The following is a 22,909-nucleotide window of genomic DNA, read 5'->3' as shown; positions in this document are numbered from 1 at the left end:
AACTTGTCAAATAGCGATGATGTTTTTTTATCGCTTATTTTCGGGTGCCCACAAGTCCAACCGCTGTCCTTTAGCTTCTGCAAGTCTAAATCGAAACCGATGACGACAGGTAAGGTTGCCTAATGGTTTTGCAATTCAGAATTCCGCGTAGGTTCAACAAATAATAATAGTAATTATTACAAATAATTCCGCAGATGAGCAAAGACCAAGAGGTGTGTTTAAAAGTAATAATTACTATTTACAATTCGTAAAAATTACTATAACATTAGCCTTGTTATGTCTCTGACCAAAGAAGGGAAGATCGATGTGATCGCAGCTTCGATGCATGTTGTCATGTTTGGCTATTCCGATACGCCTTGTCTGGAAGACATCAATGTAAAGATCCTACAATCGCCGGCATCTCTCCGGAGGATTAGTCATCGGCTGCGAAAATGATAGAGATCGTCAAGTTTGGGTTCAAGGTCAAGATGATCTTTTTCGAAATCCTTGCGGCTTCCAAAGTCGCGCAAATCGCCAATGAAATCGGTGCAAAAACGTCCGTATTGGATCCCATTGAAGGCCTGACCGACGATGACAAGAAGCAAAATCTGGACTACATTGCAATCATGAAGCAAAACATGGATGCATTGAAAATGGCGTTAAGCGAATACCTTTCGAGGAGGGAGACCTATGCAGGAACCTTTTTATAATATCGACCGGAATGACCGAAAGTTTCTGCAGGCTGCCGACTTGAAACGATTGAACGCCATGATCGATCGATTATCGAGCCATGGGGTTCGCATTACAGAGCGGCGTAAACAAACGTTGATCTCCTTTCTCGAAACTTCCGGATTTGTATCCGCTATGGATGTTTATAACACATTGATCAAAATATACCCGGGGATAAGCTACGATACCGTTTATCGAAATATTAGACTATTTCGGGAAGTCGGCGTCATTGAGCAGTTCGTATTCGATGAAAGCGTACGGTTCAAGCTGAACTGCACAGACGGGATTCATGAGCACTATCATTTGATTTGCGTGCGGTGTGAAAAAACGATTCCTGTCGATTACGAGCCAGAAAAGCTGGCAGCCGGAATGTCGGATCAATTTAAGCCTTTAAAGTATAAGTTCGATGTGTTCGGGTATTGTTCCGAGTGCAACCCGGAATATGCTTACGGGACAACTACGTCTTCAAACGAGGAGTGAAGTTATATGAATTCAAATATCAGTAAAATCCCTGTAACCGTCCTTAGCGGCTACCTCGGGGCCGGAAAAACGACCATTTTAAACCATGTGCTTAACAACCGCGAAGGGCTTAAAGTGGCGGTGATCGTGAATGACTTAAGCGAGGTGAATATCGACGCGGGGCTGGTTAAAGAAAATGGCGGTCTATCACGCACGGAAGAGAAGCTGGTGGAAATGTCCAACGGTTGCATTTGCTGTACGCTGCGTGAAGATCTCCTTCGTGAAGTTGAGCGACTCGCGATCGAAGGCCGATTTGATTACATCTTGATCGAATCCACTGGGATCGGCGAGCCTGTTCCTGTAGCCCAAACCTTCACCTATATTGATGAAGAACACGGGATCGATTTGTCCCAATACTGCCGCTTAGATTGCATGGTAACTGTGGTGGATGCCTATCGCTTTTGGGATGATTTTTCCTCCGGAGAAACGTTGCTGGAACGACAGCAAGCGACCGGAGAAGACGATACGCGCGATGTCGTGGATCTTTTAATCAGCCAAATTGAATTTTGTGACGTGCTGCTGTTAAACAAGTGCGACATGGTTGGTGCTGAAGAGCTTGGGGAATTGGAGCAAGTATTACGGAAACTGCAGCCCAGGGCTAAACTCATTCGAACAACGTATGGCAAAGTCGATCCGAAGTCGATCTTAAATACCGGCCTGTTCAATTTTGACGAAGCGAGTACATCTGCCGGTTGGATGCAAGAGCTACAGAAGGAAGATCATACTCCGGAAACAGAGGAATATGGGATATCTTCCTTTGTGTACGAGCGGCGAAGACCCTTTCACCCGGAACGGTTGACAGAATGGATGGTGGAGTGGCCGGAAGAAGTCGTTCGGGCTAAAGGAATGCTTTGGCTTGCTTCCCGTAATCAGCTTGCTCAGAATTTAAGTCAGGCCGGTCCGTCCATCCAAATCGGTCCTGCGGGCTACTGGGTCGCAGCGTTACCGGATGCGGAGAAAGAAGCTGTACTTGCCGAGGAGCCTGAACTTAAGGAAGACTGGGATCCGGTATACGGAGACCGTGTCACGAAGCTCGTATTCATCGGAATGGGAATGAATAAAGAAGAGTTAATCGCTGGGCTGGACCACTGCTTGTTAACGGGTGAAGAGATGCAGCTGGACTGGAATCAGTTAGCTGACGAGCTCCCGGGCTCTACAAGCGAACAATTGGAGCATTCACTGTCGAAATAATTGGTTTAACTCATGGAAGGGAGGGAACACCATGCGCGTGATCGTAACCTTGGCTTGTACGGAAACCGGCGATCGTAACTATACAACGACGAAAAATAAAAAAACGCATCCGGGCCGTTTGGAATTAAGGAAATATTGCCCGCGACTAAAAAAAGTTACGCTTCATCGTGAAACAAGATAAAAACAGCCGGGCTGTTCAGTCCGGTATTTTATTGAAAGGATCACCAACTTATGACGACATGGAATATCCGGTACCCGCCATCATGTACTGATCTGTAATGGGGCCAGTTGCATGCGAAGGATGGGAGAAGACGTTACGCAGGCAATCCGAACGGAAATCTCAGCTTGTAGCGCGGATGACCTCATTCACACAACAAGAACAAGATGCAATGGCCGTTGTGAGGATGCCTGTGTCGTTATCGTATATCCGGAAGGGGTATGGTACAAAAATGTAACGGCTGAGGCTGGAAAGCAAATTGTGCGGCAGCATTTGGTGGTAGGCAAACGTTTGGACGACAGGATGATATTTAATTATATGAAAGATGAAGGATTTATCGCTACAGGACACGGGACAATAGGAATTGATAAAAAGCGCTGGGATCATAAAGATGGTTTGCTATAGCAAGCCATTTCATCATGCTTAACTGACGATTACAATTCGGTCCATGATCGCCTACTATGATCGCCATGTGGCACCATTTCATTAGTTATTCGTCGTAACGTAAAGACATGGTACAGGTAGTTGATCGGATTATAATCGTAAATATAACAATTAAAAGAAGGTGGAATTGCAGTTATGCACCGGTCCAAACGATTGTTGCGCATCTTGATTGGAAGCCTTGCTTTGATTTTGGCTGCTGGTTGTGCTCAGACGACACCGCCTGACAGCGGGAATCAGAACGAAGAATCTAAGGCCGTATCTGGGCAGGAGCAATCAAAACAGTCTATAACGTTTCAGGATGACACAGGCAGAACGGTATCTCTTGCGACCCAGCCTAAACGAATCGTGGTACTTTCGCCGCAGCTGCTGGATCTGCTGTATGCGGTAGGTGGCACCGCGATCGCCAGGACATCCGCAACCGGCGGAAATGTACCGGAGCAAGCGAAGCAAATCGAAGACATCGGTGGCATTACGACAGTGAATACGGAAAAGCTGCTTTCGCTTAAGCCCGATTTGGTCATCGGTTCCCCTAACTTTCACCGTAACTTAGCCACTATTTTGGATACGAGCAACATTCCATTCGCCATGTTCAATCTGAGTACATATAAGGACTTGAAGGAAAAGGCTCCTTTGCTCGGCAAGCTGTCCGGCTCAGAAAGCAAGGCGAATGAAGAGCTGGCGAAGCTGGATCAGCGAATTGGCCAATATGTCGGGAAGGTCCCGGCCGATAAAACACCAACTTTCGTGATGCTGAACGTGACGCCGTCCAGCGTTTCCGTCCAGCGGACGAACACGGTAGGGCTTGAGGTCGCGAAAATGCTGAAGATGAAAAACGTCGCGGAATCGCTGGAAGCAGCGCAAAACAGCCAATCGACAGCTCCCTACAGCCTGGAAAAGCTGGTTGAGCTGAATCCGGATTACGTATTCATCCTCATTCACGGCGCAAAGGAGGCCGGCGAGAAAAAAATTCAGTCCGATTTGTCCAGTCAACCCGCCTGGGCTTCACTACGGGCCGTGAAGGAAAACCGCATGACAGTGCTGTCATCTGATTTGATGCTTTCCAACCCTGGTTTCCGCTTAGATGAATCGGTCGCCTATTTGGCGAAGCTCGTATACCCGGAGCGTTTCGGCAATGGACAATAAAACGGATCAGAAATCCGCTTACAGGGGAGCGATCGTACTTGCCGCCTTATTTGCGGCCGCGTGCTTGGCGGTTGCCTTTAGCATAAGCTCAGGAGCGGTATCGATTTCACTTGCAGACATATGGAAGTATTTGTTCCAAGGCTACGCCGGTCCCATGAAGGAAGTGGTGTGGAACATTCGCTTGCCGCGAACGCTCGTCGCTGCTCTGGTAGGTCTCAATTTGGCATGTTCGGGGGTGCTCCTACAAGGGGTGATGCGAAATCCACTTGCCGATCCGCATATTATCGGTGTCTCCTCGGGAGCCGGACTTTTCGGCATCATCATTTTGATTTTATTCCCGCATATGACCAATCTCCTTACGCCGGTCGCTTTCATCGGCGCCTCCGGTGCGGCGGCCCTTATCTATCTACTTGCCTGGAAGCAAGGAATCAGTCCGGTTCGTATCATATTGGCCGGCGTCGCCGTCTCCGCTTTTCTCGGTTCAGGCATTTCCGCCTTATTGGTGTTTTACAGCGACCGCGTTCATGGCGCGCTCATGTTCCTGGTCGGCGGATTGTCCGCCAAAAGCTGGCCACAGCTTTACACCATGCTGCCTTATACGATCGCAGGCACCGCTATTGCCTTGGCGGGCTCCACGCACATGAATGTGCTTTCGCTTGGGGACTCGAACGCAAGAGGATTGGGGCTGCGGGTTGAGGTGACACGCTTCGCAATGACGGCCGTCGCTACGCTGCTTGCCGCAATCGCGGTAAGTGTCGTCGGACTGCTCGGGTTTGTCGGTCTGATCGTTCCGCATACGGCCAGACTGATGATCGGTACCGATTACCGCTTGCTGATTCCCGCCACGGCTATGCTCGGGATCGCCGTAGTTACGTTCTGCGATACGGTGTCCCGCCTACTGTTCGCACCGGTCGAGCTTCCTGTCGGGATCATTATGGGGGTGCTGGGGGCGCCGTTTTTTCTATATTTGCTGAGGAGGGAAGCAGGATGAAGGCATTCCGCTTGGAAGACGTGAATCTGCAATATTCCGGCAGACCGGTCATTGAACGGCTGAACTGGCAAGCGGATGCGGGGAAAATATACAGTATTATCGGTCCGAACGGATGCGGCAAAAGCACGCTGCTCAAAGCATTGGCCAGACAGCTGAAGCTGCAAAGCGGCTCGATTCTGCTAAACGGCCAAGCGCTTAGCGGCTTCGCGCCGCGGGAGCTGGCGCGGGAGCTGGCGATGCTGCTGCAAAGTCAGGATAAGGCGCCGGATATGACGGTGCGTACGCTGGTCGGTTACGGGCGGTTTCCGCATAAGCCGGTCTGGGGACCGATGCGAAAGCAGGACGAAGATATCGTCGATTGGGCTATGAAGCAGACGGGAACGCATCATTTTGCCTCGCGCAAGCTCTCTGAATTGTCCGGGGGCGAGCGGCAGCGGGTCTGGATCGCCATGGCGCTGGCCCAGCAGCCACGGGTCTTGCTGCTTGACGAGCCGACGACGTATTTGGACGTCAGCCATCAGCTGGAGATTATGGAGCTGGTGGCAGACATTAACCGGCTGCACGGCGTCACGATCATCATGGTGCTGCATGACATTAACCATGCCGCTGCCTATTCGGACGAGATTGCCGTCATGCGGCAGGGAGGTCTGTACGACTGCGGCAAGCCCGAGGAAGCGGTCACGGCGGCGATGCTCGCAGACGTCTTCGGTGTGGAAGCGCATATTGAGCGTCACCCGCGAGGCGGTCGGCCGTTCTGCATCATCACGGGACTCCTAAGGAAAACGGGACCACAGCCGCCGAAGCCGGAACAAGCTGAGCCTGTCGAGGCAGCGATTGCAGTGGGTTCGATTTGACTATAGTCAGGGAAAAAACATCCGTCATTCAAAATCTACGAACGACAAGTGCTGATGAAAACATAAGCCGATAGGGAGAGGAGTTCGCAATGAAACCGTTACATAACGTGTTTCCTTTTACGGCGATCGTCGGACAGGAAACAATGAAACTAGGACTGCTGCTAAATCTTGTCAATTCGAGACTCGGAGGCGTGCTGATCCGCGGCGAAAAAGGAACGGCCAAGTCGACGGCGGTCCGGGCTCTTGCGGATTTGATGCCCGGCCTGAACGTCGTCAATCTGCCGGTCAGCGCGACAGAAGACCGCGTGGTTGGAACGCTGGACATTGAGCACGCGATCCGGCATGGGGAGAAGCGGTTCGAGCCCGGGCTGCTGGCAGCGGCACACGGACACATTTTGTATGTCGATGAAATCAATTTGTTGGATGACGCGATCGTCGATGCGCTGCTTGATGCCGCCGCGATGGGAGTGAACACGGTCGAGCGCGAAGGGGTGTCGCATTCACATCCTGCGCAGTTTATTTTGATCGGTACGATGAATCCGGAGGAAGGAGAGCTGCGTCCGCAGCTGCTCGACCGCTTCGCGCTTTCGGTGGAGGTAAGCGGAGAAAAAGACGTTCCGAGCCGGATGGAAGTGGTTCGCAGGAGGCTCGCTTTTGAGTCGGCCCCCGAACAGTTCCGTCAGAGGTACGAGCATGATCAGATGTTACTGCAGGAGCGAATTGTCCAGGCGAGGGAGCTGCTGGGGCAAATCGAGCCGTCAGAGGAGATGCTTGAATGGGCCGCGAACATCGGCATTCGGCTTGAAGTGGACGGTCATCGAGCCGATATTACGCTGATGAAAACAGCGATGGCGCTTGCCGCGTTTCTAGGACGGACCCGTGTTCTTACGGAGGATATGACCGAAGCGGCCATGCTTGTGATGCCGCACCGGATGCGTAAGCGCCCGTTCGAAGACCAGGTCGGCGGGGCGGAGGAGCTTCGGCGGCGGCTCGGCGATTTGCTGGCGGAGGGCACGCATGCTACGTAAGCCGCCTGCTTATCCGTTTTGCGCTGTTGTCGGTCAGGAGCAGGCGAAACAAGCGCTGCTGCTTCATGCGGTGCATCCGCGACTTGGTGGAGTATTACTGAGCGGTGAGCATGGCACGTCCAAGACGATCTTGATCCGTGGTCTTGGTGAGCTGCTGCCGGAACGGCGGCTTGTGGGCATTCCGCTTCACGTGACCGAGGACCGGCTGTTGGGCGGTCTGGATGCAGAGTACGCGATGCAGCGGGGAAAAAGACGGCTTTTGCCGGGGTTGATTGCGGAAGCCGACGGTCATGCGCTCGTGGTCGACGAGGCGAATTTGCTGCCGGAGCGGATGATGCGGATGATTTTGCTTTCAGCGGAGGCCGGTTATTGCGAGATCGAGCGGGAAGGACTATCCGAACGGCGGCTGTCACGTTTTTTGCTGTTCGGAACGATGAATCCGGAGGAAGGGAGTTCGTCTCGGGAGCTTATGGCCGGCTTTGGGATGTATGTCCGGTTGGAAGCCGAATGGAATGCGAATGCGCGAATGGAAATTATTCGCCGGCGGCTTGCGTACGAGTGGGACCCGGATGGATTCGTCCAAAGCTACGAGGATGTAACCACGGCATTGCGCGAGAGGATCGAGCAGGCTCGTGATCGATTGCCTGCCGTGCAAGCCGACGAGGCTGGGCTACGGCTCGCTGCCGAAATCGTCAGGGAATCCGGATGCCCCGGCCATCGTGCGGACATCCTTTTGGTGGAAACGGCTCGTGCTATCGCTGCCTGGGACGACCGTTCCGTTTTACGGACGGAAGATTTACATGAAGCGGCGGGTTACGTCCTGCCGCACCGGATGCGGCCAGAGGCTGAAGCACCGCCGCCTGCGGAAGCGGGCGACGGCCGCACATCCGGCCAAGCGCCGCAGACGCCGGACGGGTCCAATCACGAGTCGGGAACGGAGCCCCGCGGGCAGCCGCATGGCGATGAGCCTTCGGAGATGCCTTCTCGCCAACAGGAAGGAAGCGGAGAGCCGCAGGGTACTCCGGATCCGACGGGACCGTCGGTTGCGCGCGAAATCGTAGAACGGATCGGCCGGGATTTCGATGTGCAGCGCTTTACCTTTGTCCCACCTCAAACGCAGGAATACGGTGGCTCAGGGAAACGCAATAAAACCGGCGCTGGGACCGGTAAAGGCCGGTACATTCGGGCTGTCACACCGCATGGTAAGGTGCGCGATCTCGCCTTCGACGCGACGATTCGGGCGGCGGCACCATTTCAGCGCCTGCGCAAGGCGGAGCTGTCTTCAGCGGAAGCTGCATTCGGCAAAATCATCGTCACCAAGGGCGATCTGCGTGAGAAGGTACGAGAAAGCCGCGCGGGAACAGCGCTGCTCTTCGTGGTCGACGCCAGCGGCTCGATGAATGCCGCCAAGCGGATGAAGGCTGCCAAGGGAGCTATATTGTCGCTGCTGCGCGACGCTTACCGGCAGCGCGACAGCGTGGGCATGGTGGCGTTTCGTGGGGACCGGGCCGAGCTGCTGCTTGATATGACCCGCAGCGTCGAGCTGGCGGAGCGAAGACTCCAGGTACTGCCTACCGGAGGCAAGACACCGCTTTCGCTCGGTTTGCGCAAAGGTGCGGAGACGATCCGCTCGCTGATGCGAAAGAAAAGCGGGCTCGTACCCGCCATGATTGTGATCACTGATGGCAAGGCAAACGTATGCAGCGCTTCGGGACTGGATCCTTGGCTGGAAAGCGTGGACATCGCCCGGCGTATCGCAGCGTCCGGCATGCAGACGCTGGTCATCGATACGGAGCAGGGGTTTGTGCGGCTGGGTTTGGCCCGGAAGCTCTCCGATGCTCTGCATGGGCAATATTTTCGGTTGGAAGAGCTGGAGGCAGGACGCATCGAGCGTATTGTTCGCACCATGCTGTAGGTTGCATTTTACTCAGTTGATTACAACTAACAATTCGTTCGCATGAAAGCAGATCCGTTATCTTTGGAAGGAGGGTATTCGATGAATATAACTGTAATGACGGGTGGGGAGATGGCGCTCGTCCATTTGTCTGAAGCGTACCGGACACTTGCAGAAGAGCAGCGCAGACGGTTCAAGCTGGTGCTGATTGACCTCGGCGCAGAGCTTACCGATGCACAAAGGATACATATTGCAAGCAAGCTGGAAACAGCCGACCTCGTAGTAATCGATGCGCACGGCGTACGGAAGGAGTCGATTTCATATATCGGGGGTATCGTTCAGAACCGTTCGGCTCACGTGATTCCGGTTGGAAGCGACGCTTCCGACATTCGTTCGCTGCTGCGGCTTGGCATGGTGACGGCTGGCGATTTGCCCGCCCAGCCGGGACGGCACGAAGAAGGACAACTGCCTCCGGGTAAAAGGACGGATTACGCCCATTACGTCCGGATAACCGAATATTGGCGCGGCGGCGGAGCGGATAATATGCTCGGAATGCTCTGTCTGGCAGGCCGGACGTATGGCGACTGCACTTACCTGCCGGAGCCGACCGATCCGGTGTATGTGCGGGAGTTGTGCATTTTTGAGCCGACGGCACGAAAGGCATACGCCTCCTATTCGGCATATCGGGAAAGCCGCGGTTACTCGCGATTGAGTGATCGGCCAACCGTGGCCTTTTTCTTCCTGGGCAATGGCAATCCGGCGGATGTCGGGAGTTGCATCGGACAAATGATAGATCAGATCGAATCGTTCGCCGATGTGCTGCCGATCGCCTTTCCATCGGTCATGAACGTCCCGATGGACCGGCTGCGCGAGCTGATGTTCGCTGAAGGCCGGCCCGTGAATCTGATTCTTAACTTTTTGCCGTTTCGCCTAGGCCTTGGCCCTGTCTCGGGAACGGCCGTCCAAGACCAGGCTGCAGAATTGCTTGAGGCATTGGAGGCACCTATGCTCCATCCATTTTTCCTATCAAACACGACGTTCGAGGAGTGGAATCAGTCCATCCGGGGACTGGCGCCGTCGCAATATCTCGTTCAGGTCGTTCTGCCGGAACTGGACGGCAGCATTGAGACCTATCCGATCGCCGCATTGCGGTGTGATGGGGAGGACACGGAGCTGGTCGTTTCCCTGAACAAGCTGACGTTGATTCCCGAACGGGCGCAGCGGCTCGCCGATCGCGTCCGGCGCTGGCTGGCGCTGCAGCGTAAGCCGAACCGGGACAAGAGGCTCGCCCTGATCTGTTACAATTACCCACCAGGCGAAGCGAACGTGTTCGGTGCTTCCTTCCTCGATACGTTCGAGTCGGTTTCCCGCTTGCTGACTGAATTGAAGCAGCGGGGATACGACGTGGAGGAAATGTCCGCGAAGGAATTGCGCGCCCGATTCATGGAAGGCGGTTTGGTGAATTCCGGGAAATGGTCCGGCGAACGGGCACCGTCCGGTATGATCCGGTATTCTGATCCCGCTTTTGGCGCCAAGCTCAAGCGCAAGGCGTGGGGGACTGAAGCCGCAGACCGCTGGGGCGAGCCGCCCGGCGACGTGATGACGGAGGATGGCGCCTTCCTGATACCGGGCATTCTGAGCAACAATGTGTTTATTGGTTTACAGCCATCACGAGGCATTCACGAAAACCCGGAAAAATCATATCACGACCGGTCGCTGCCGCCGACCCATCAGTATACGGCGTTTTACCAATGGATACGCGAAGGGTTGGAAGCAGACGCCGTCATTCATGTCGGCACGCACGGCACGCTGGAGTTTCTTCAAGGCAAGGAATGCGCCATGTCGGGCGATTGCGTGCCGGACGATTTTGTCGGCGATTTGCCGCATTTATATTACTATTACACTGGCAATCCGTCCGAAGCGATGATCGCCAAGAGGCGAAGCCATGCGGTGCTGATCGGGTATCAGGCGCCTCCGTTTACGGAAGCGGAGTTGTACGGCGAATGGCTTGGTCTGGAAATGCTGATGCATGAATACCGCGAGGCGGAGCAGCTCGATCCGGACCGGTGCGAAGACATTCTCCGGAAGCTGCGGGAATGTGCGGAATCGCTGAATTTCTCCGGGACGACGCCGGATGAGATGGAGGAGGAACTGTACCGGATGAGACGTTCGGTCATCCCGAGCGGCCTGCATGTGCTCGGCGAGGGATATTCCCCGGAAGCTGCTGCGGCTCATATGCGATTCGTGCTGCGCCATGAGCGCGGGGAAATCCGGTCCCTTCGCGGATTGCTTACAGAGCGCAGGGGATGGGATGCGGAGGCATTGGTCGCGCACAAGGATATGGCGGCCCTGCGGGAATTGGATTTGGAAGCGGAGTCTGTTGTAAAAGTGTTTATCGGAACCAAGGAGCTTCCGCCGCAGTATGCATTCGAACGTTCGGAATGGCGCTCGGCATTGCTCCTGTCGCTGGAGTACGGTTACCGGGCGTACGAGAGCACACTGGCGAACGAGGAGATGGAGGGGCTATTACGTGCGCTTGAAGGGAAATACGTACCGGCCAAGCTCGCCGGCGATGCGCTGCGCAGTCCCGAGGTGCTCCCGTCCGGACGCAACCTGTATCAATTCGATCCGCGTGCCGTACCGAGCCAGACGGCAGCAGAACGCGGAGCGGTCGTAGCCGAAAATTCGATCCGGCAGTATCGCGAGCAGCACGGCGAATATCCGGGAACGACGGCGGTGATCGTCTGGGGACTGGAAACATCACGGACGCAAGGTGAAACGATCGGACAAATTCTTCATTACCTCGGCGTACGCATCAGAAGCGGAATCGGCAGTGGAGCGTTCCGTACCGAATACGATATGATTCCGCTTCAGGAGCTAGGCAGACCCCGCTTGAACGTTGTTGTCCATATGACAGGTCTGTTCCGCGACATGTTCCCGAACGTGGTCGATGACTTAAATCGCATCTTCCGGCAAGTATCCGAGCTGGAGGAGCCCGAGGAGTTCAACTATTTCAAGGCTCATACGAGAAGAGCGGCAGAAAAGCTAATCGCAGCCGGTTATGATGCAGAACGGATTGCGGATCTAGCCAGCGCCCGCCTATTCGGTCCGGCGGAAGGAGAGTATGGAACTTCGGTCACCAAGCTGATCGAAACGAAGCATTGGACTGAGGAGGCCGAGCTTGGCCATAAATATGCTGAAAGCCAACAGCATATCTATAGTTTGAAGTCGCGTGGACAGGCGGAGCCGGAGTTGTTCCGTTCCCATCTGCTGGCGGTCGACATCGTCTCGCAAATTCGCAGCAGCCACGAACGCGAGGTGACGGATTCCGACCATTATTACGAATATTTCGGAGGGTTGTCCAAGTCGGTGGAGCTGGCCAAAGGCAGCCGTCCCGAAATTCACATCACCGACACGACCGGAGAGCGGATCTTGACGGAATCGGCGGAGCATGCAATCGCCCGCGGCGTGCGTACCCGTCTTACCAATCCGAAATGGATCGATGCGCTGCTCAAGCATCCATATCACGGGACGCAAACCATTGCCCGCCGTTTCGAATACGTTCTGGGCTTGGCGGCAACGACCGGAAAAGTCGAGCCCTGGGTGTTCGACAAGCTGTATGATGTTTATGTCGAGGACCCGAAGAGAAGCCGTCAAATGGAGGAAAACAACCGGTGGGCTTACCATGCCATGATCGAAACGCTGCTGGAAAGCCATCAGCGGGGTTACTGGCAACCAAGCATCGATGCACTGAACCGGCTGAGACAAAAATATCTCGAGCTGGAAGGGGATTTGGAAGAGTCAACGCCGGTATAAATAAAAAAGGAAAGAGTAGCTGTCGATCTCAAAAAATTACTATATAAGACTTCGAGTTAAGGAAAAATAAAGTAGCCTTTGGAAGGAGACGCAGCCTCGGTGTATGTTCCAACCGTATGTCGGGTGACAAGAACAGTATCACATTAATTGCCGCGTAAATCGCGGCTTTTTATCTGTGATCGCCAATTGGAGGCAAAGTAATCATTATTTTCATGATTTACTTGCCGCCGACAGTTGTTCGCGGATAATGGGACAAACTCTTTTTTTGTGAAGAAGAAGGATGTCGGACGACACAAACATTGTCCTTTTCTTAGTCACATATATTGCGGTCGTTTTTTTTAGATAATGGGACAATGTTCTTGTCGCGAGCCAACGACACAAACATAGTCCGTTTTTCGACATGTAATCAGGAGGCACTCGTATATGACTAAGGTAGCGGGCAAACGCGCCAAGCAATTAGTAGAACAAGCTTTGAAAGGGTGACATCATGCAGACGCTAACAATTCAAATCCGTATATTTCCGTCCAATCCGTCTGTATTGGTGGATATGGGCAATGAGTACATTCGGACGGTCAACGAGCTAACTGAGCAAGCAGAAGCGTCTGGAACGTTTCCAAAGCTAACCTCAAAGACCGTTAATGCGAATCTGCCCTCTGCCGTGAAGAATCAACTCATTCGGGACACTAAAAACATATTTCAGAAGTCCAAGAAGGAAAAGAAGCGTCCCATTCTCAAAAAGCGTGTGTACTTCGTCAACAATCAGAATTATGCGATTGGAGACGATAGCGTTTCTTTCCCTATTGTCATGAACGGAAAAGTTCAACGTCTTGTCGTCCCTGCGGCCGTTACTGATCGGGAGAAAACAATGCTATCTAATAGCAAGCATGGGATTCTCCGCGTTGTGCAGAAGTCGACTAAATGGTTTGTAAAAGTATCCATTGAAAGATCGACTGAACAAGCGAAAGACGACGTAGTGATGGGCCTTTTATATTAACATCTTAATTACGTATAACTCTTGTTAGACGAAATCATAGAAAAGAAATAGAAACTCATGTTTGGTGATAACGGCTAAGACCTAATTCATTGAGTGGAGCGGAGCTACGTTGCTGCAGGGAATAAGTATGGCGTTAGAGCTAGAAAAAGTATTCGGGTAACTCAATTTTTTTACAACGAAACCACACCCTAAGGTGGCTTATAAGCAGGAGTTCAAGCTCATATATAGGCGGCCTTGACGGCGGCGACCCTATATTGCTTAACGACCTGTTCAGCGAAAAAATGTCTAGTCGCTTCAACTGTGCGGCTTCCCATGTGGATGGTGCGATGTTTTCTTGCCAACATCTCACCACAGCAGTCTGGCCGGAGCGAAATTCCGCGTCCCACTTACTTGGGAGGGACGATCTTCCGCAGACGGGCCGCAGCCAGCAGCAGCAAGGGGATCAGCAAGCCGAAGGTGGCGGAGAACCAGACCCATATTTTTGTCGCGAAATTAAGGAAATAAGCCGAATTCGGGTAAGCGACGATCGAATAGACGACCATGATCATGCCGAAGGGCAAATACAGCGGCCGCGCTTCCTTCAGGCGGAACAGTTCGGCGAAAGTCATGGTTGCAGCGTAAAAGCAAATGCTCAATTTGAAGTAAATGGTAATGAACCAAATGCCCGCCATGATGACCTCGACTCTTTCCAGAAAGTTGCCGACGCTGATTTTTTTAGCCAGCGTGAAGCTTGGGTAGATGTGCCGGGCCGTCAAGTCAGCGCCAAGCACTAGAATGGACAACAGCGAGATCATGATCAGTCCCATTCCTCCAATGGCGACGCCTGTCGCAAACGCTTTGGCCGTTTTCCGGGATTGGTTGACGCATGGAAGGATCATGAGAAAAACGACCAGCTCGAGATAGGGGGTGCCGATCAAGGGAACGGTTGCCTGCAGGACCGGCTTCAAGCCGTATCCCAGAATCGGACGAATCTGGTCCATATGGGTTTGGGTCGGCAGCAGCACGACCATAAATAGGAAGAAGAAGCTGACCCAGGGGAGGAAGATTTCCCCTGACCGGGTGAACGTCTCGATCCCGTGTCTAACCCCGAAGATGATGACCGCCAGGAAAAACACATGAATGAACTGCAGAGGCGTATTCGGAAGCACTTGCGCCGTTATAAAATCGCCGATGTTCCGAAGCACGAGCGCTCCGAGCGTGAAGAAAAAGATGAAATAGAGCAGCACAACGGCTCTCCCGGGCCACCTTCCAAGCAACTCCTGGCTGTACTGCACCAGCGTTTTCTGTGGAAAAAGGATGGCGAAGCGATAATAGAGCGGGATTAAGAGCAGTCCGCCGGCTAGCCCGAAGATCGCGGCAATCCATGCATCCTGCTTCGCGGCAAACGCAAGCCCCGAGGGGGAAATGAGCAAAGAGCTGCCCAAGGTGAACAGGATGGCTAGGACAGTGAATTGATGAACGCCGATTTTTCCCTTCTCCAGCATGATACGGACCTCACTCCCCAACAGATTTGCAGCGTTTATTCACTTCATCATGGCATTGAAGGCATCGCTGATCGGCTTGTAGACCGCAGTAATCCAGTCTAGCGGATTCGGCAGCTTTACTCTCATGACCTCCATGAAGGACAGTACGGTCCCTGCCAGCAGCAGGACTAGGAACACCGCCAGCTCCGGGAGTAGGCGCTTCCTCAGCAGGTAAGGAACCTCAGTCAGCACAATCAATATAACGGACAATACGATTCCGGCGCCCGCCCACATCAGGCATCACTCCGATCTGATCTGAATAGGATTAGTGGTCGTTCCCAGCCTCCGGATTTCGAGAGTTGGCCGGACCGTTACATCCAGGTCGGCAAAATATTGATCCCAATCCGGCTTCAAGCGGAGCCAGGCTTTAGGATCGGTGTCCTCAATCGCGTTTCCAAAGCCGAAAATATCGGCCTTGTTTTTTTGCGCTTTGCGGATGGCGGCCGTCATGATTTCCCGTAGCTTCTTCTCGCCGTCCCGTTCGAGCTGCTCCAGGATCTCCGGCTTCGTCAGGTCGATGCTGCAGGTCGACTCGCTGATATCTTCCTCAAGGAATAGATCGACTGTAATTTTCGGAACGCCATTTATGACCTTCCCTTTGATTTTCGCCTTCGTCCGAACCACATCGCGCCCGACCGTTCCGCCTTGAGGACACTCCACATGGCCAGCGGTCGTATGGACTTTGTCCATGATATAGTTATAGCCCTTGCTCTCTTCCTCGCTCATCCAGTCCACCAGCTTATCGCCCTTGAATAGGGCAAGACCGCTGTATTTAAGCCGGGCATAGGGCTCGCTTCGGCTCACATTCTTCTTGGTCGATCCGGTAGCTTGATCTCCACGCACCTGAATCCCGGTGAGCACCGTATCCTTGGAGGAATTGGATAGATCGGAGCTGAGCATGTCGAGCTGCATGGTGACGGTCGGCGCCCAGGTTTTCTCTGACATGGCTAGGGACTGGAACAGCTTGTTCGCCGGAATTTTCTCAAGCGAAGTCAGGATGCTCAGCACTTGCTTCGCATCGGTTCCCTTGGCAACGATCAGATAAAAGTCCGACCGGAATTCGTGGTTGCGTGAGATGCCGTCGAGTACCGTTTGGATTCCCTTCCGGGCCAGCGCTTCTCCGATGACGAGCACGCGCAGATGGGAGGGGGAAATTTTTCGCGGACTAATGGTTGTCAGACTTTTTAGCGCTTCCAGGGTGGTCGCTTCCGATATGCTCAAGGTGGTCACCGGCGTGGCGTAGGTCGCACCGCCCCGCTTGGAAGCGACTTCACCCGGATTGACGAGCTGCACTGTAACCCGCACTTGATTGCCCTTGTCCTCATCAAAGCCGATGCCGACGGCAATGGCCAGATCGTTGAGCTCGTGCCGGTCCCAGCAGCCGGAGAGCGCCGCGGTGGTCAGCGCCAACATACATAAAGCAGCTCCGCTTCTTTTCACGATTCCTAGCTTCATGAAGATCCCTTCCTTTCCGGCTTCTTGGTAGGGGGGTTGTTCTCCCGGATGAGATTCTTCTGGCTAATGAATCGTGGACGGGCGAACAGTCCCCATAAAGGCAGCCGCAGGATGGTGTCCTTCTGATCTGCGAGGATGAACGGCGCCATGGGCGACATGTAGGGAACACCGAAGGAGCGCAGGCTGCATAAATGCTGTACGATCGCGATCACACCGACGGTGATGCCGAACAAGCCGAAGGTGGCTCCGGTAATCATCATGATAAATCGCAGGATGCGCAGCGAGATACCCATATTAAAGGACGGAATGACGAAGTTGGAGATGGCCGTAATCGCCACGACGATGACCATTGCTGGAGATACTAGCCCTGCCTCCACAGCAGCTTGACCGATGACTAGCGCCCCGACGATAGACACCGCTTGTCCGACGGTCTTCGGGAGACGTACCCCAGCCTCGCGAAGAATCTCGAAGGTAATCTCCATAAGCATCGCTTCGATAAAAGCGGGAAAAGGGATGCCCTCCCGCTGGGCTGCCAGGCTGAACAGCAGCGAGCTTGGCAGCAGCTCTTGATGAAATGTCGTTATGGCGATGTACAGCGATGGAGCCAGTAATGAGATGAAGAAGCAAACAAACCGCAGAATACGGATCAATGATGCGAACTCGGCGCGCTGGTAATAATCCTCGGCGGATTGGTAGAACTGCATGAACAAAGCCGGAGCCAGCAGCACGAATGGGGTCCCGTCCACGAGGATGGCCACCCGCCCTTCCAGTAGGCCCGCGGCGATCGAGTCCGGACGCTCCGAGTTATACAGCATCGGGAACGGAGTGAATGTCTCGTCCTGAATCAGCTCCTCGATGTTGCCACTCTCCAGGATTCCGTCGATATCGATTCGGTCCAGCCGGGTTCGGACCTCTTGAACAATTTGTTCACCGACGATGCCGTTGATATACATGAACCCGACCGTCGTCCGCGAAAATCTGCCGATCGTCCTCGTTTCCAGCCACAGCTGGGGGGTCTTCAGACGTTTGCGGATCAGCGCAACATTCGTGCCGAAGCTTTCCGTAAAGCCATCGCGCGGCCCCCGGACGACGGATTGAGACATAGGCTCTTCCACGCCCCGGGATTCGCCTCCCTTGGTTTTGAATGAGAGAGCGGAAGCTTGTCCTTCCAGGATGACGACGGCATCACCGGATAAGATGGAATCGTAGATGCCGGGATAATCCGTGATGTTCTTGAACTCGCCCACCGCAGCCATATAATTGCGAAGGAATTCGGGCGCCGGACTCGGACGCTGCGAAAGCTCCTGCTGAATCGCCGGGCCGTTTTGTATTAAGGACTTCTTGACAAATTCCTGAAGAGCTGTCGTATCGGTCAGACCATCCATATAAATCAATCCGATGTAAACTGGTTGGGCGGGAACGGCTGCCACACAAACTTTTTCCGTTACCAAATCCTTGCTGCGGCCCATAACGCGGCTGATTTCTTCAAATATGGCGTCCAGCCGGGAATGAAGCGGTTCCGGCTGAGTGGGCTGCGAGAGGGCGGCACCTACGGACTGCCGGCGGGAGCGGTTCATGATGAGCCGTAATGTTTTTCCCCATAATTGCATGACTTACATCACCTAAAATTTACTTTTAACGTTATCCTTTCCAATGGAGGCAAGTTGTATGAGGAGATGATTATAAAATCTGTGGAATGGCAGACAGATCGGCCGTTTGGTGACAAAACCTGTGCAATAATGAGATAACGGCCCGATTCCACACAAATGTATTCGTTAGCGTAGTCTATTTTTAACCGAGTTTAGAATCAAGCAAAATGTAAAGAATGAAAGTAATAACGAAAATTTACACGGAGGTGCAGCCTCGGTAAGAGGCAATGTGTACAATGAATCTTACACTGGCTGGAATTCTTTTGTTTCTTGCCTTGCGTTACGCAAAGTGGTCCAAGTGGCAAGAGTTTTACCCCACGATTCTCTATATGGTGGTGCTCAACCTGCTTTACAGCTTTATCGTAAAAGCTAGCCCCCTTTGGTTGTACAAGTCCTCGCTCATTCCCCAAGGGCTACTGGACATCATTATTATCTTTATCGTAGAAACTTCCATGACCATTTTGTTTTTATCCTACCACCCACTTCAGTGGAGGCGCATATTTCTGTACTGGGCATCTTGGATAATTGTCTTTTCTGCCATCGAGTACATTTTTTTCCTGACCGACCGCATGGATTATTTTAGGGGATGGAACATGGGGTGGAGTGTGATTTTTTACATCATCATGTTTCCAATGATTTTTCTCCACTACAAAAACCCGCCTGTAGCACTTTTACTTTCGATTCCTTTTACGCTTGGTTTCATGTGGATCTTTGATTATTTGTAATCCGTTCACCGCATATTGAGAGGTACTTTAGTAATTTTCAGAGGACATAGAACTTTGATTATTACCAATTATGGAAATATAATCCCATTGGTTTGTTCGCGATTCGAATCAGCTTCTTTTTTTTCTATTAAATGTGGTCATCAATGATGATTTGCAGGGATTTTTCTGCGGACTTGACCATTTAGCATCGTGAAATCGGAGTTCCTATGCCTGAAAGAGTTAGAAAGTGTTGAGCAATTCAAACAAGAACTAGCCAAATATATCGATTACAACATTTACAAACATCTCAAGACAAAGTTAAAAGGCATGAGTCCGGAACAATACCGAGCTCATGTCCAACGATGGTGTTTACGCGACACCAACCTCGTTTTTTATTAATGAATAGCATCAAACGCTCGCCTGACTTTTCTTGCGAAAATAAGAGGTCTCTCATCTGCTTCAATATTAACTTAAATCAAGCGGGTTTGCTCGAATAGCCATTCGTTATGGACAGAAGTAACTTTTATTCCTTTCAAAATAATTATCAGACCCTCGTATCGAGTGAGAGGCCTCCGTTAAGGCTAAACGGAGATATTTGTTGCCTTTGCGGGTCTTCGAGGGTTTTCGTTTTCCTGCACTTTGGTTATGTCCTGGAACGAGGCCAACCCACGAGCAGAGGTGGGCGGAGCTTGGGAATCGAGAACGAATATCGGTCCCAATTTCAGCTAGAATCTGTTCAGCTGTTCTCCTTGCGATGCCCGGGATGCTGGCCAGTCGATCCAGGTCTGCTTGAAAAGGGGGGAGCCGGTTGGCAACCTCCATATCCAAAGCAGCAATTTGTTCATTCAGGAAATCGATGTGCGTGAGCATGGTTTTTAGCATAAGCCGTTGGTGAATGCTCATTGTTTATAGAAACCATATCCTTTATTTCATATCATCACAAAAACAGACCCTTCCGGGTCCGCTGTGCTGGAATAAAAGGATAATCATTCTTTATATTTTCCCGGAGTAACTCCCTCATACTTTTTAAAACTACGTATCAACGCATTGCTGTTTAAATACCCTACTTTGACAGCTGCGTCAGAGATATTGAGTTTTTCGTCCCTTAATAATACTTTCGCTTTTTCCAGCCTTACCTTATTGATATAATCCGGCAAGGTTTCTCCGGTTTGTTCTTTGAAGAGCTTTGACATATAGCTTGGAGTAATTCCCAGATTTTCTGCAATCATCGCTACATTTAAGGTAACTTCTCCATAGTGACTGTTAACAAACTCGATAATACTCCTGCTCAATTCGTAGGATCGATTACCGGTTTTTGACTGAATGAGTTTACATACCGATGACAGTGTATTGGTAATCTCCACCTGCAACTCAGCTACGGTTTCACATTCAAACAATTTTTCCACCGGTTCATCAGCAGATATTTCTTTTACTGTTTTTACGACCGTACTTGCAAGATCAAACATAAAATACCTTGTCATTTCAGCAGTGGGAGTGCCGTCAATAAAGTTGGAGCGAATAATGTCATCAAGTAATTGCTTTCCTTTTTCAAACTCTCCGGATTTGATGCAATTCACTAATTTTTGCTCTTTTTCAAGAGGGTAGAAATAATCTCTGACATTATTTTTCACACTTTGGAAGCTGATGATCTTTCCGTTACCGGCAATCATTTTGTATTCCAGTGCTTCTACAGCTTCCTGATATGCTTCCTGCATGCCATGGATACCCGTGTGAGCATCGCTGATAGAAACTGTAAGGGTCATATTGTAATATTTTCTAAAAAAGCCTTGCAGCTCTTCTGTAATGTTTACCAATTCCTGCACATGATCTACCGCTTCAGGATCCCGCAGGTTTACTAGGAATACTATTTTCTCATCAATCTCTGTAACAAAATTCTTATACCTTTTTCCCAAGAGCTCCTCAAAAACATTGGTGATCACAAAGCTAGGGAGCTTTGACTTCGCTTCAAAATCATCTCCAATCCCTAAGGAAATAAGCTTGCCCTTATCTTCTATGGATAGGAGCACTACTATAAATTCACCGGATAAAAACTGCATGTCAAGAGCGTAAAATGCATTGTGATGTACAGATATATTGCCAAACTTCCCTTTTAAAAGCTTTTGCAGAAAATCCGCTCTCACAACACTGCTTTGCTGTTTAAGTTTAAGGTTGATTTTTTCCTTTTCTTGAAGAGCATCCTGGATTGCCTCATAAATAAACTGATATTCATTACTGGATCTGTCATACGAGTTCTTTATTTTCCCATTTTGGACGATACGGATGAGATTACGAACCGGATTATAATTACGCCATGTAAGTAAAACCGATACAGCTCCTCCAAAAATTAAACATAGTATAATGCTTGCAATCATTAATTTTTCTGTAAACTCACTTTTTTCCATAACAATCTCTCGCCGAACAATGGAAACATACTTTAGCTTGGATACATCGGATTTAGTATAGGATATGATTAACGAATCTTTTCCTTGTCCTTTAACCAGCATATTATCACTATCGCTCAGCTCATTCACCTGTAAGATGTCTGATAAATGAAAAGAAGAAGTCGACGCAAGAATGTTGTTCTCTTCGTCTAAAATAAAGATACTTCCATACTGCGCCGATTGTATATTTTGAATCATTTCAGTAAATCGTTCTCTATTAAACAGGATGACGATTGTGGCAAGAGACTTCTCCGAATTTGATATTGGGATTGAACGCATGTAAGTGAGCGCTCCGGAATCCTCATTTGAGTTTGTCTTATTGCCTATTGAGAGATATCTGCCGCTGTACGCATTTTGAAGAGTACCTATCCATTGTTCATACCTTATGTCATTATTGACAAGAATAGAGTACATATATTTACTCCTTGAAGCTGCTGTTGAAGAAATCACAGCATCCAAATTTTTAAGGTACACATAAAAATTATCTATGTAGCCATTCGCGATATTCATCCTTTTGAAATCTTTTACTATCTGAGAAACCTCATACTGTTTGTTATTCCAGTTCGTTTCCTGCGAAGTGGCTAGCAATTGAATATCCGGGTTAAAGGCAATATCAAAACTTAAGCGCTCAGCATCCTTTAAGATGTTGTCCATATTCAGCTGAACTTGTTTCAGCATAGCAAGATGTGCCCTGTTTGTTTCTTGCTCAATGGTCCTTACAGTAACAAAATAAACGATTCCAGTGAAAATGATAGGAATTAACAGAATCAATATATAAGATAAAATTTGGGTGAAAATGATACTATTTCTAGTGTTCAAAATTCTCTTTACGTTCATGAGATCCCCTCTTTATTATGATTAGGGTAACAAAATTTCGCACGGAGGAGGGTACCCGGATCTTCACCCACATTCGAAGGTTCGTCTCCACGCTCCGCAAGCAGGGATTACCGATCCTGGAGAGCCTACGTTCCTAAATATTATACTACAATACACTACGAATGAAATTCCACAATTTTCCCGCAGGCTTTATAAGACCATCTATGGCCTACAACTTGGAGCATGCCCGTCCTGTGCTGCTGGACCGGTGGCACTCCGGCAATTCCGCGGGAAGCAGACATCGTCAGGTGTTGCACCGTTTTTTTGTTTTTGATGATGATTTGCTCATATTTGATATTGGTTTTGGGAATTTTGAATATGCATTCTATTGGATTGAGATTGATCTATTGCGGATAGAAATACTACACTGGCTCTAGCAATTGCTGATGTTTGTGACAATGGCGGAGCCATGCTACGTTTCCCGGAAGCATCAGAAAATAGGGGAAAGGAGGATTTGCTGGA

The 22,909-nt window shown here is 50.9% G+C and carries 18 protein-coding genes and 3 pseudogenes; 14 read left to right on the top strand and 7 right to left on the bottom strand.

Translation table 11 applies throughout. The annotated features are described in order from the left end of the window. The first annotated feature begins 431 nt into the window (after positions 1-431). From ACFQ88_RS23935 to ACFQ88_RS23880, 12 genes are all read left to right on the top strand, one after another. Entirely contained in the window at positions 432-689 is a 258-nt protein-coding gene (locus ACFQ88_RS23935) for a metal ABC transporter solute-binding protein, Zn/Mn family (RefSeq protein WP_379457469.1), read from the top strand. Then, a complete protein-coding gene (locus ACFQ88_RS23930; RefSeq protein ID WP_379457467.1) occupies positions 670-1,188 on the top strand; it encodes a Fur family transcriptional regulator in 519 nt (172 codons plus the stop codon). Before ACFQ88_RS23935 ends, ACFQ88_RS23930 begins: the two co-directional genes overlap by 20 nt. Before the next feature lie 6 nt (positions 1,189-1,194). Continuing rightward, entirely contained in the window at positions 1,195-2,418 is a 1,224-nt protein-coding gene (locus tag ACFQ88_RS23925; protein ID WP_379457465.1) for a GTP-binding protein, read from the top strand. A 31-nt stretch (positions 2,419-2,449) separates the two neighbouring features. After that, a complete protein-coding gene (rpmG, locus tag ACFQ88_RS23920) occupies positions 2,450-2,599 on the top strand; it encodes a 50S ribosomal protein L33 (RefSeq protein WP_379457463.1) in 150 nt (49 codons plus the stop codon). Positions 2,600-2,710: 111 nt separating this feature from the next. Then, a complete protein-coding gene (locus ACFQ88_RS23915; RefSeq protein WP_379457461.1) occupies positions 2,711-3,040 on the top strand; it encodes a (2Fe-2S) ferredoxin domain-containing protein in 330 nt (109 codons plus the stop codon). 174 nt (positions 3,041-3,214) lie between these two features. Next, complete coding sequence (locus tag ACFQ88_RS23910; RefSeq protein ID WP_379457459.1) at positions 3,215-4,222, top strand: ABC transporter substrate-binding protein; 1,008 nt, start codon at positions 3,215-3,217, stop codon at positions 4,220-4,222. Beyond that, complete coding sequence (locus tag ACFQ88_RS23905) at positions 4,212-5,213, top strand: FecCD family ABC transporter permease (RefSeq protein ID WP_379457457.1); 1,002 nt, start codon at positions 4,212-4,214, stop codon at positions 5,211-5,213. Before ACFQ88_RS23910 ends, ACFQ88_RS23905 begins: the two co-directional genes overlap by 11 nt. Beyond that, positions 5,210-6,067 carry an ABC transporter ATP-binding protein gene (locus ACFQ88_RS23900; RefSeq protein ID WP_379457455.1) on the top strand — a complete coding sequence of 286 codons (858 nt, stop codon included), beginning with the start codon at positions 5,210-5,212 and terminating at the stop codon, positions 6,065-6,067. The genes ACFQ88_RS23905 and ACFQ88_RS23900 overlap by 4 nt, the downstream gene beginning before the upstream one ends. 89 nt (positions 6,068-6,156) lie before the next feature. Then, positions 6,157-7,095 carry a magnesium chelatase ATPase subunit I gene (locus ACFQ88_RS23895; RefSeq protein ID WP_379457453.1) on the top strand — a complete coding sequence of 313 codons (939 nt, stop codon included), beginning with the start codon at positions 6,157-6,159 and terminating at the stop codon, positions 7,093-7,095. Beyond that, on the top strand, positions 7,085-9,010 hold the full coding sequence (locus tag ACFQ88_RS23890) for a VWA domain-containing protein (RefSeq protein ID WP_379457451.1): 1,926 nt from the start codon (positions 7,085-7,087) through the stop codon (positions 9,008-9,010). The genes ACFQ88_RS23895 and ACFQ88_RS23890 overlap by 11 nt, the downstream gene beginning before the upstream one ends. 81 nt (positions 9,011-9,091) lie before the next feature. Next, positions 9,092-12,805, top strand: a complete 3,714-nt coding sequence (locus ACFQ88_RS23885; protein ID WP_379457449.1) for a cobaltochelatase subunit CobN — start codon at positions 9,092-9,094, stop codon at positions 12,803-12,805. A gap of 487 nt (positions 12,806-13,292) precedes the next feature. Continuing rightward, positions 13,293-13,799 (top strand): hypothetical protein, encoded by a 507-nt coding sequence (locus ACFQ88_RS23880; protein ID WP_379457447.1) that lies wholly within the window; start codon positions 13,293-13,295, stop codon positions 13,797-13,799. A 386-nt stretch (positions 13,800-14,185) separates the two neighbouring features. Here the strand turns inward: ACFQ88_RS23880 and ACFQ88_RS23875 are convergent, their stop codons facing one another. The 4 genes from ACFQ88_RS23875 to ACFQ88_RS23860 are packed head-to-tail and all read right to left on the bottom strand — an operon-like array spanning position 14,186 to position 18,387. After that, complete coding sequence (locus ACFQ88_RS23875; protein WP_379457445.1) at positions 14,186-15,283, bottom strand: GerAB/ArcD/ProY family transporter; 1,098 nt, start codon at positions 15,281-15,283, stop codon at positions 14,186-14,188. 39 nt (positions 15,284-15,322) lie between these two features. Then, positions 15,323-15,556, bottom strand: a complete 234-nt coding sequence (locus tag ACFQ88_RS23870) for a hypothetical protein (RefSeq protein WP_379457443.1) — start codon at positions 15,554-15,556, stop codon at positions 15,323-15,325. A gap of 6 nt (positions 15,557-15,562) precedes the next feature. After that, the gene (locus ACFQ88_RS23865; RefSeq protein WP_379457441.1) at positions 15,563-16,777 is read right to left on the bottom strand and encodes a Ger(x)C family spore germination protein; all 1,215 of its coding nucleotides are present in this window, start codon (positions 16,775-16,777) and stop codon (positions 15,563-15,565) included. Beyond that, on the bottom strand, positions 16,774-18,387 hold the full coding sequence (locus ACFQ88_RS23860; RefSeq protein WP_379457438.1) for a spore germination protein: 1,614 nt from the start codon (positions 18,385-18,387) through the stop codon (positions 16,774-16,776). The genes ACFQ88_RS23865 and ACFQ88_RS23860 overlap by 4 nt, the downstream gene beginning before the upstream one ends. A gap of 275 nt (positions 18,388-18,662) precedes the next feature. Here ACFQ88_RS23860 and ACFQ88_RS23855 point away from each other — a divergent pair, with 275 nt between their 5' ends. After that, a complete protein-coding gene (locus tag ACFQ88_RS23855; RefSeq protein WP_379457436.1) occupies positions 18,663-19,151 on the top strand; it encodes a CBO0543 family protein in 489 nt (162 codons plus the stop codon). 180 nt (positions 19,152-19,331) lie between these two features. Further along, positions 19,332-19,529 (top strand): annotated as a pseudogene (locus ACFQ88_RS23850) (IS3 family transposase); the annotation flags it as partial. On the opposite strand, the pseudogene ACFQ88_RS23845 reads toward ACFQ88_RS23850, so the two are convergent. The 3 genes and pseudogenes from ACFQ88_RS23845 to ACFQ88_RS23835 all read right to left on the bottom strand — a co-directional run. Continuing rightward, positions 19,526-19,663: pseudogene (locus tag ACFQ88_RS23845) on the bottom strand (DUF1259 domain-containing protein); the annotation flags it as partial. The pseudogenes ACFQ88_RS23850 and ACFQ88_RS23845 overlap by 4 nt on opposite strands. Positions 19,664-19,667: 4 nt before the next feature. Next, positions 19,668-20,024 (bottom strand): annotated as a pseudogene (locus tag ACFQ88_RS23840) (transposase); the annotation flags it as partial. A gap of 92 nt (positions 20,025-20,116) precedes the next feature. Further along, on the bottom strand, positions 20,117-22,408 hold the full coding sequence (locus tag ACFQ88_RS23835) for a helix-turn-helix domain-containing protein (protein WP_379457434.1): 2,292 nt from the start codon (positions 22,406-22,408) through the stop codon (positions 20,117-20,119). Between the last annotated feature and the right edge of the window lie 501 nt (positions 22,409-22,909).

The sequence above is a fragment of the Paenibacillus sp. NPDC056579 genome (assembly GCF_042793215.1).
Lineage (GTDB): Bacteria > Bacillota > Bacilli > Paenibacillales > NBRC-103111 > Paenibacillus_S.
The sequence above is the reverse complement of the archived record's forward strand: the minus strand, read 5'-3'. Positions and strand labels throughout refer to the sequence as shown.

Bases quoted from the DNA above. Each gene is read 5' to 3' on its own strand.
- ACFQ88_RS23905 (WP_379457457.1), top strand. From the start codon at position 4,212: ATGGACAATAAAACGGATCAGAAATCCGCTTACAGGGGAGCGATCGTA.
- ACFQ88_RS23890 (WP_379457451.1), top strand. From the start codon at position 7,085: ATGCTACGTAAGCCGCCTGCTTATCCGTTTTGCGCTGTTGTCGGTCAG.
- ACFQ88_RS23880 (WP_379457447.1), top strand. From the start codon at position 13,293: ATGCAGACGCTAACAATTCAAATCCGTATATTTCCGTCCAATCCGTCT.
- ACFQ88_RS23855 (WP_379457436.1), top strand. From the start codon at position 18,663: ATGAATCTTACACTGGCTGGAATTCTTTTGTTTCTTGCCTTGCGTTAC.
- rpmG (WP_379457463.1), top strand. From the start codon at position 2,450: ATGCGCGTGATCGTAACCTTGGCTTGTACGGAAACCGGCGATCGTAAC.
- ACFQ88_RS23935 (WP_379457469.1), top strand. From the start codon at position 432: ATGATAGAGATCGTCAAGTTTGGGTTCAAGGTCAAGATGATCTTTTTC.
- ACFQ88_RS23895 (WP_379457453.1), top strand. From the start codon at position 6,157: ATGAAACCGTTACATAACGTGTTTCCTTTTACGGCGATCGTCGGACAG.
- ACFQ88_RS23900 (WP_379457455.1), top strand. From the start codon at position 5,210: ATGAAGGCATTCCGCTTGGAAGACGTGAATCTGCAATATTCCGGCAGA.
- ACFQ88_RS23835 (WP_379457434.1), bottom strand. From the start codon at position 22,408: ATGAACGTAAAGAGAATTTTGAACACTAGAAATAGTATCATTTTCACC.
- ACFQ88_RS23925 (WP_379457465.1), top strand. From the start codon at position 1,195: ATGAATTCAAATATCAGTAAAATCCCTGTAACCGTCCTTAGCGGCTAC.
- ACFQ88_RS23875 (WP_379457445.1), bottom strand. From the start codon at position 15,283: ATGCTGGAGAAGGGAAAAATCGGCGTTCATCAATTCACTGTCCTAGCC.
- ACFQ88_RS23860 (WP_379457438.1), bottom strand. From the start codon at position 18,387: ATGCAATTATGGGGAAAAACATTACGGCTCATCATGAACCGCTCCCGC.
- ACFQ88_RS23870 (WP_379457443.1), bottom strand. From the start codon at position 15,556: ATGTGGGCGGGCGCCGGAATCGTATTGTCCGTTATATTGATTGTGCTG.
- ACFQ88_RS23930 (WP_379457467.1), top strand. From the start codon at position 670: ATGCAGGAACCTTTTTATAATATCGACCGGAATGACCGAAAGTTTCTG.
- ACFQ88_RS23915 (WP_379457461.1), top strand. From the start codon at position 2,711: ATGCGAAGGATGGGAGAAGACGTTACGCAGGCAATCCGAACGGAAATC.
- ACFQ88_RS23910 (WP_379457459.1), top strand. From the start codon at position 3,215: ATGCACCGGTCCAAACGATTGTTGCGCATCTTGATTGGAAGCCTTGCT.
- ACFQ88_RS23865 (WP_379457441.1), bottom strand. From the start codon at position 16,777: ATGAAGCTAGGAATCGTGAAAAGAAGCGGAGCTGCTTTATGTATGTTG.
- ACFQ88_RS23885 (WP_379457449.1), top strand. From the start codon at position 9,092: ATGAATATAACTGTAATGACGGGTGGGGAGATGGCGCTCGTCCATTTG.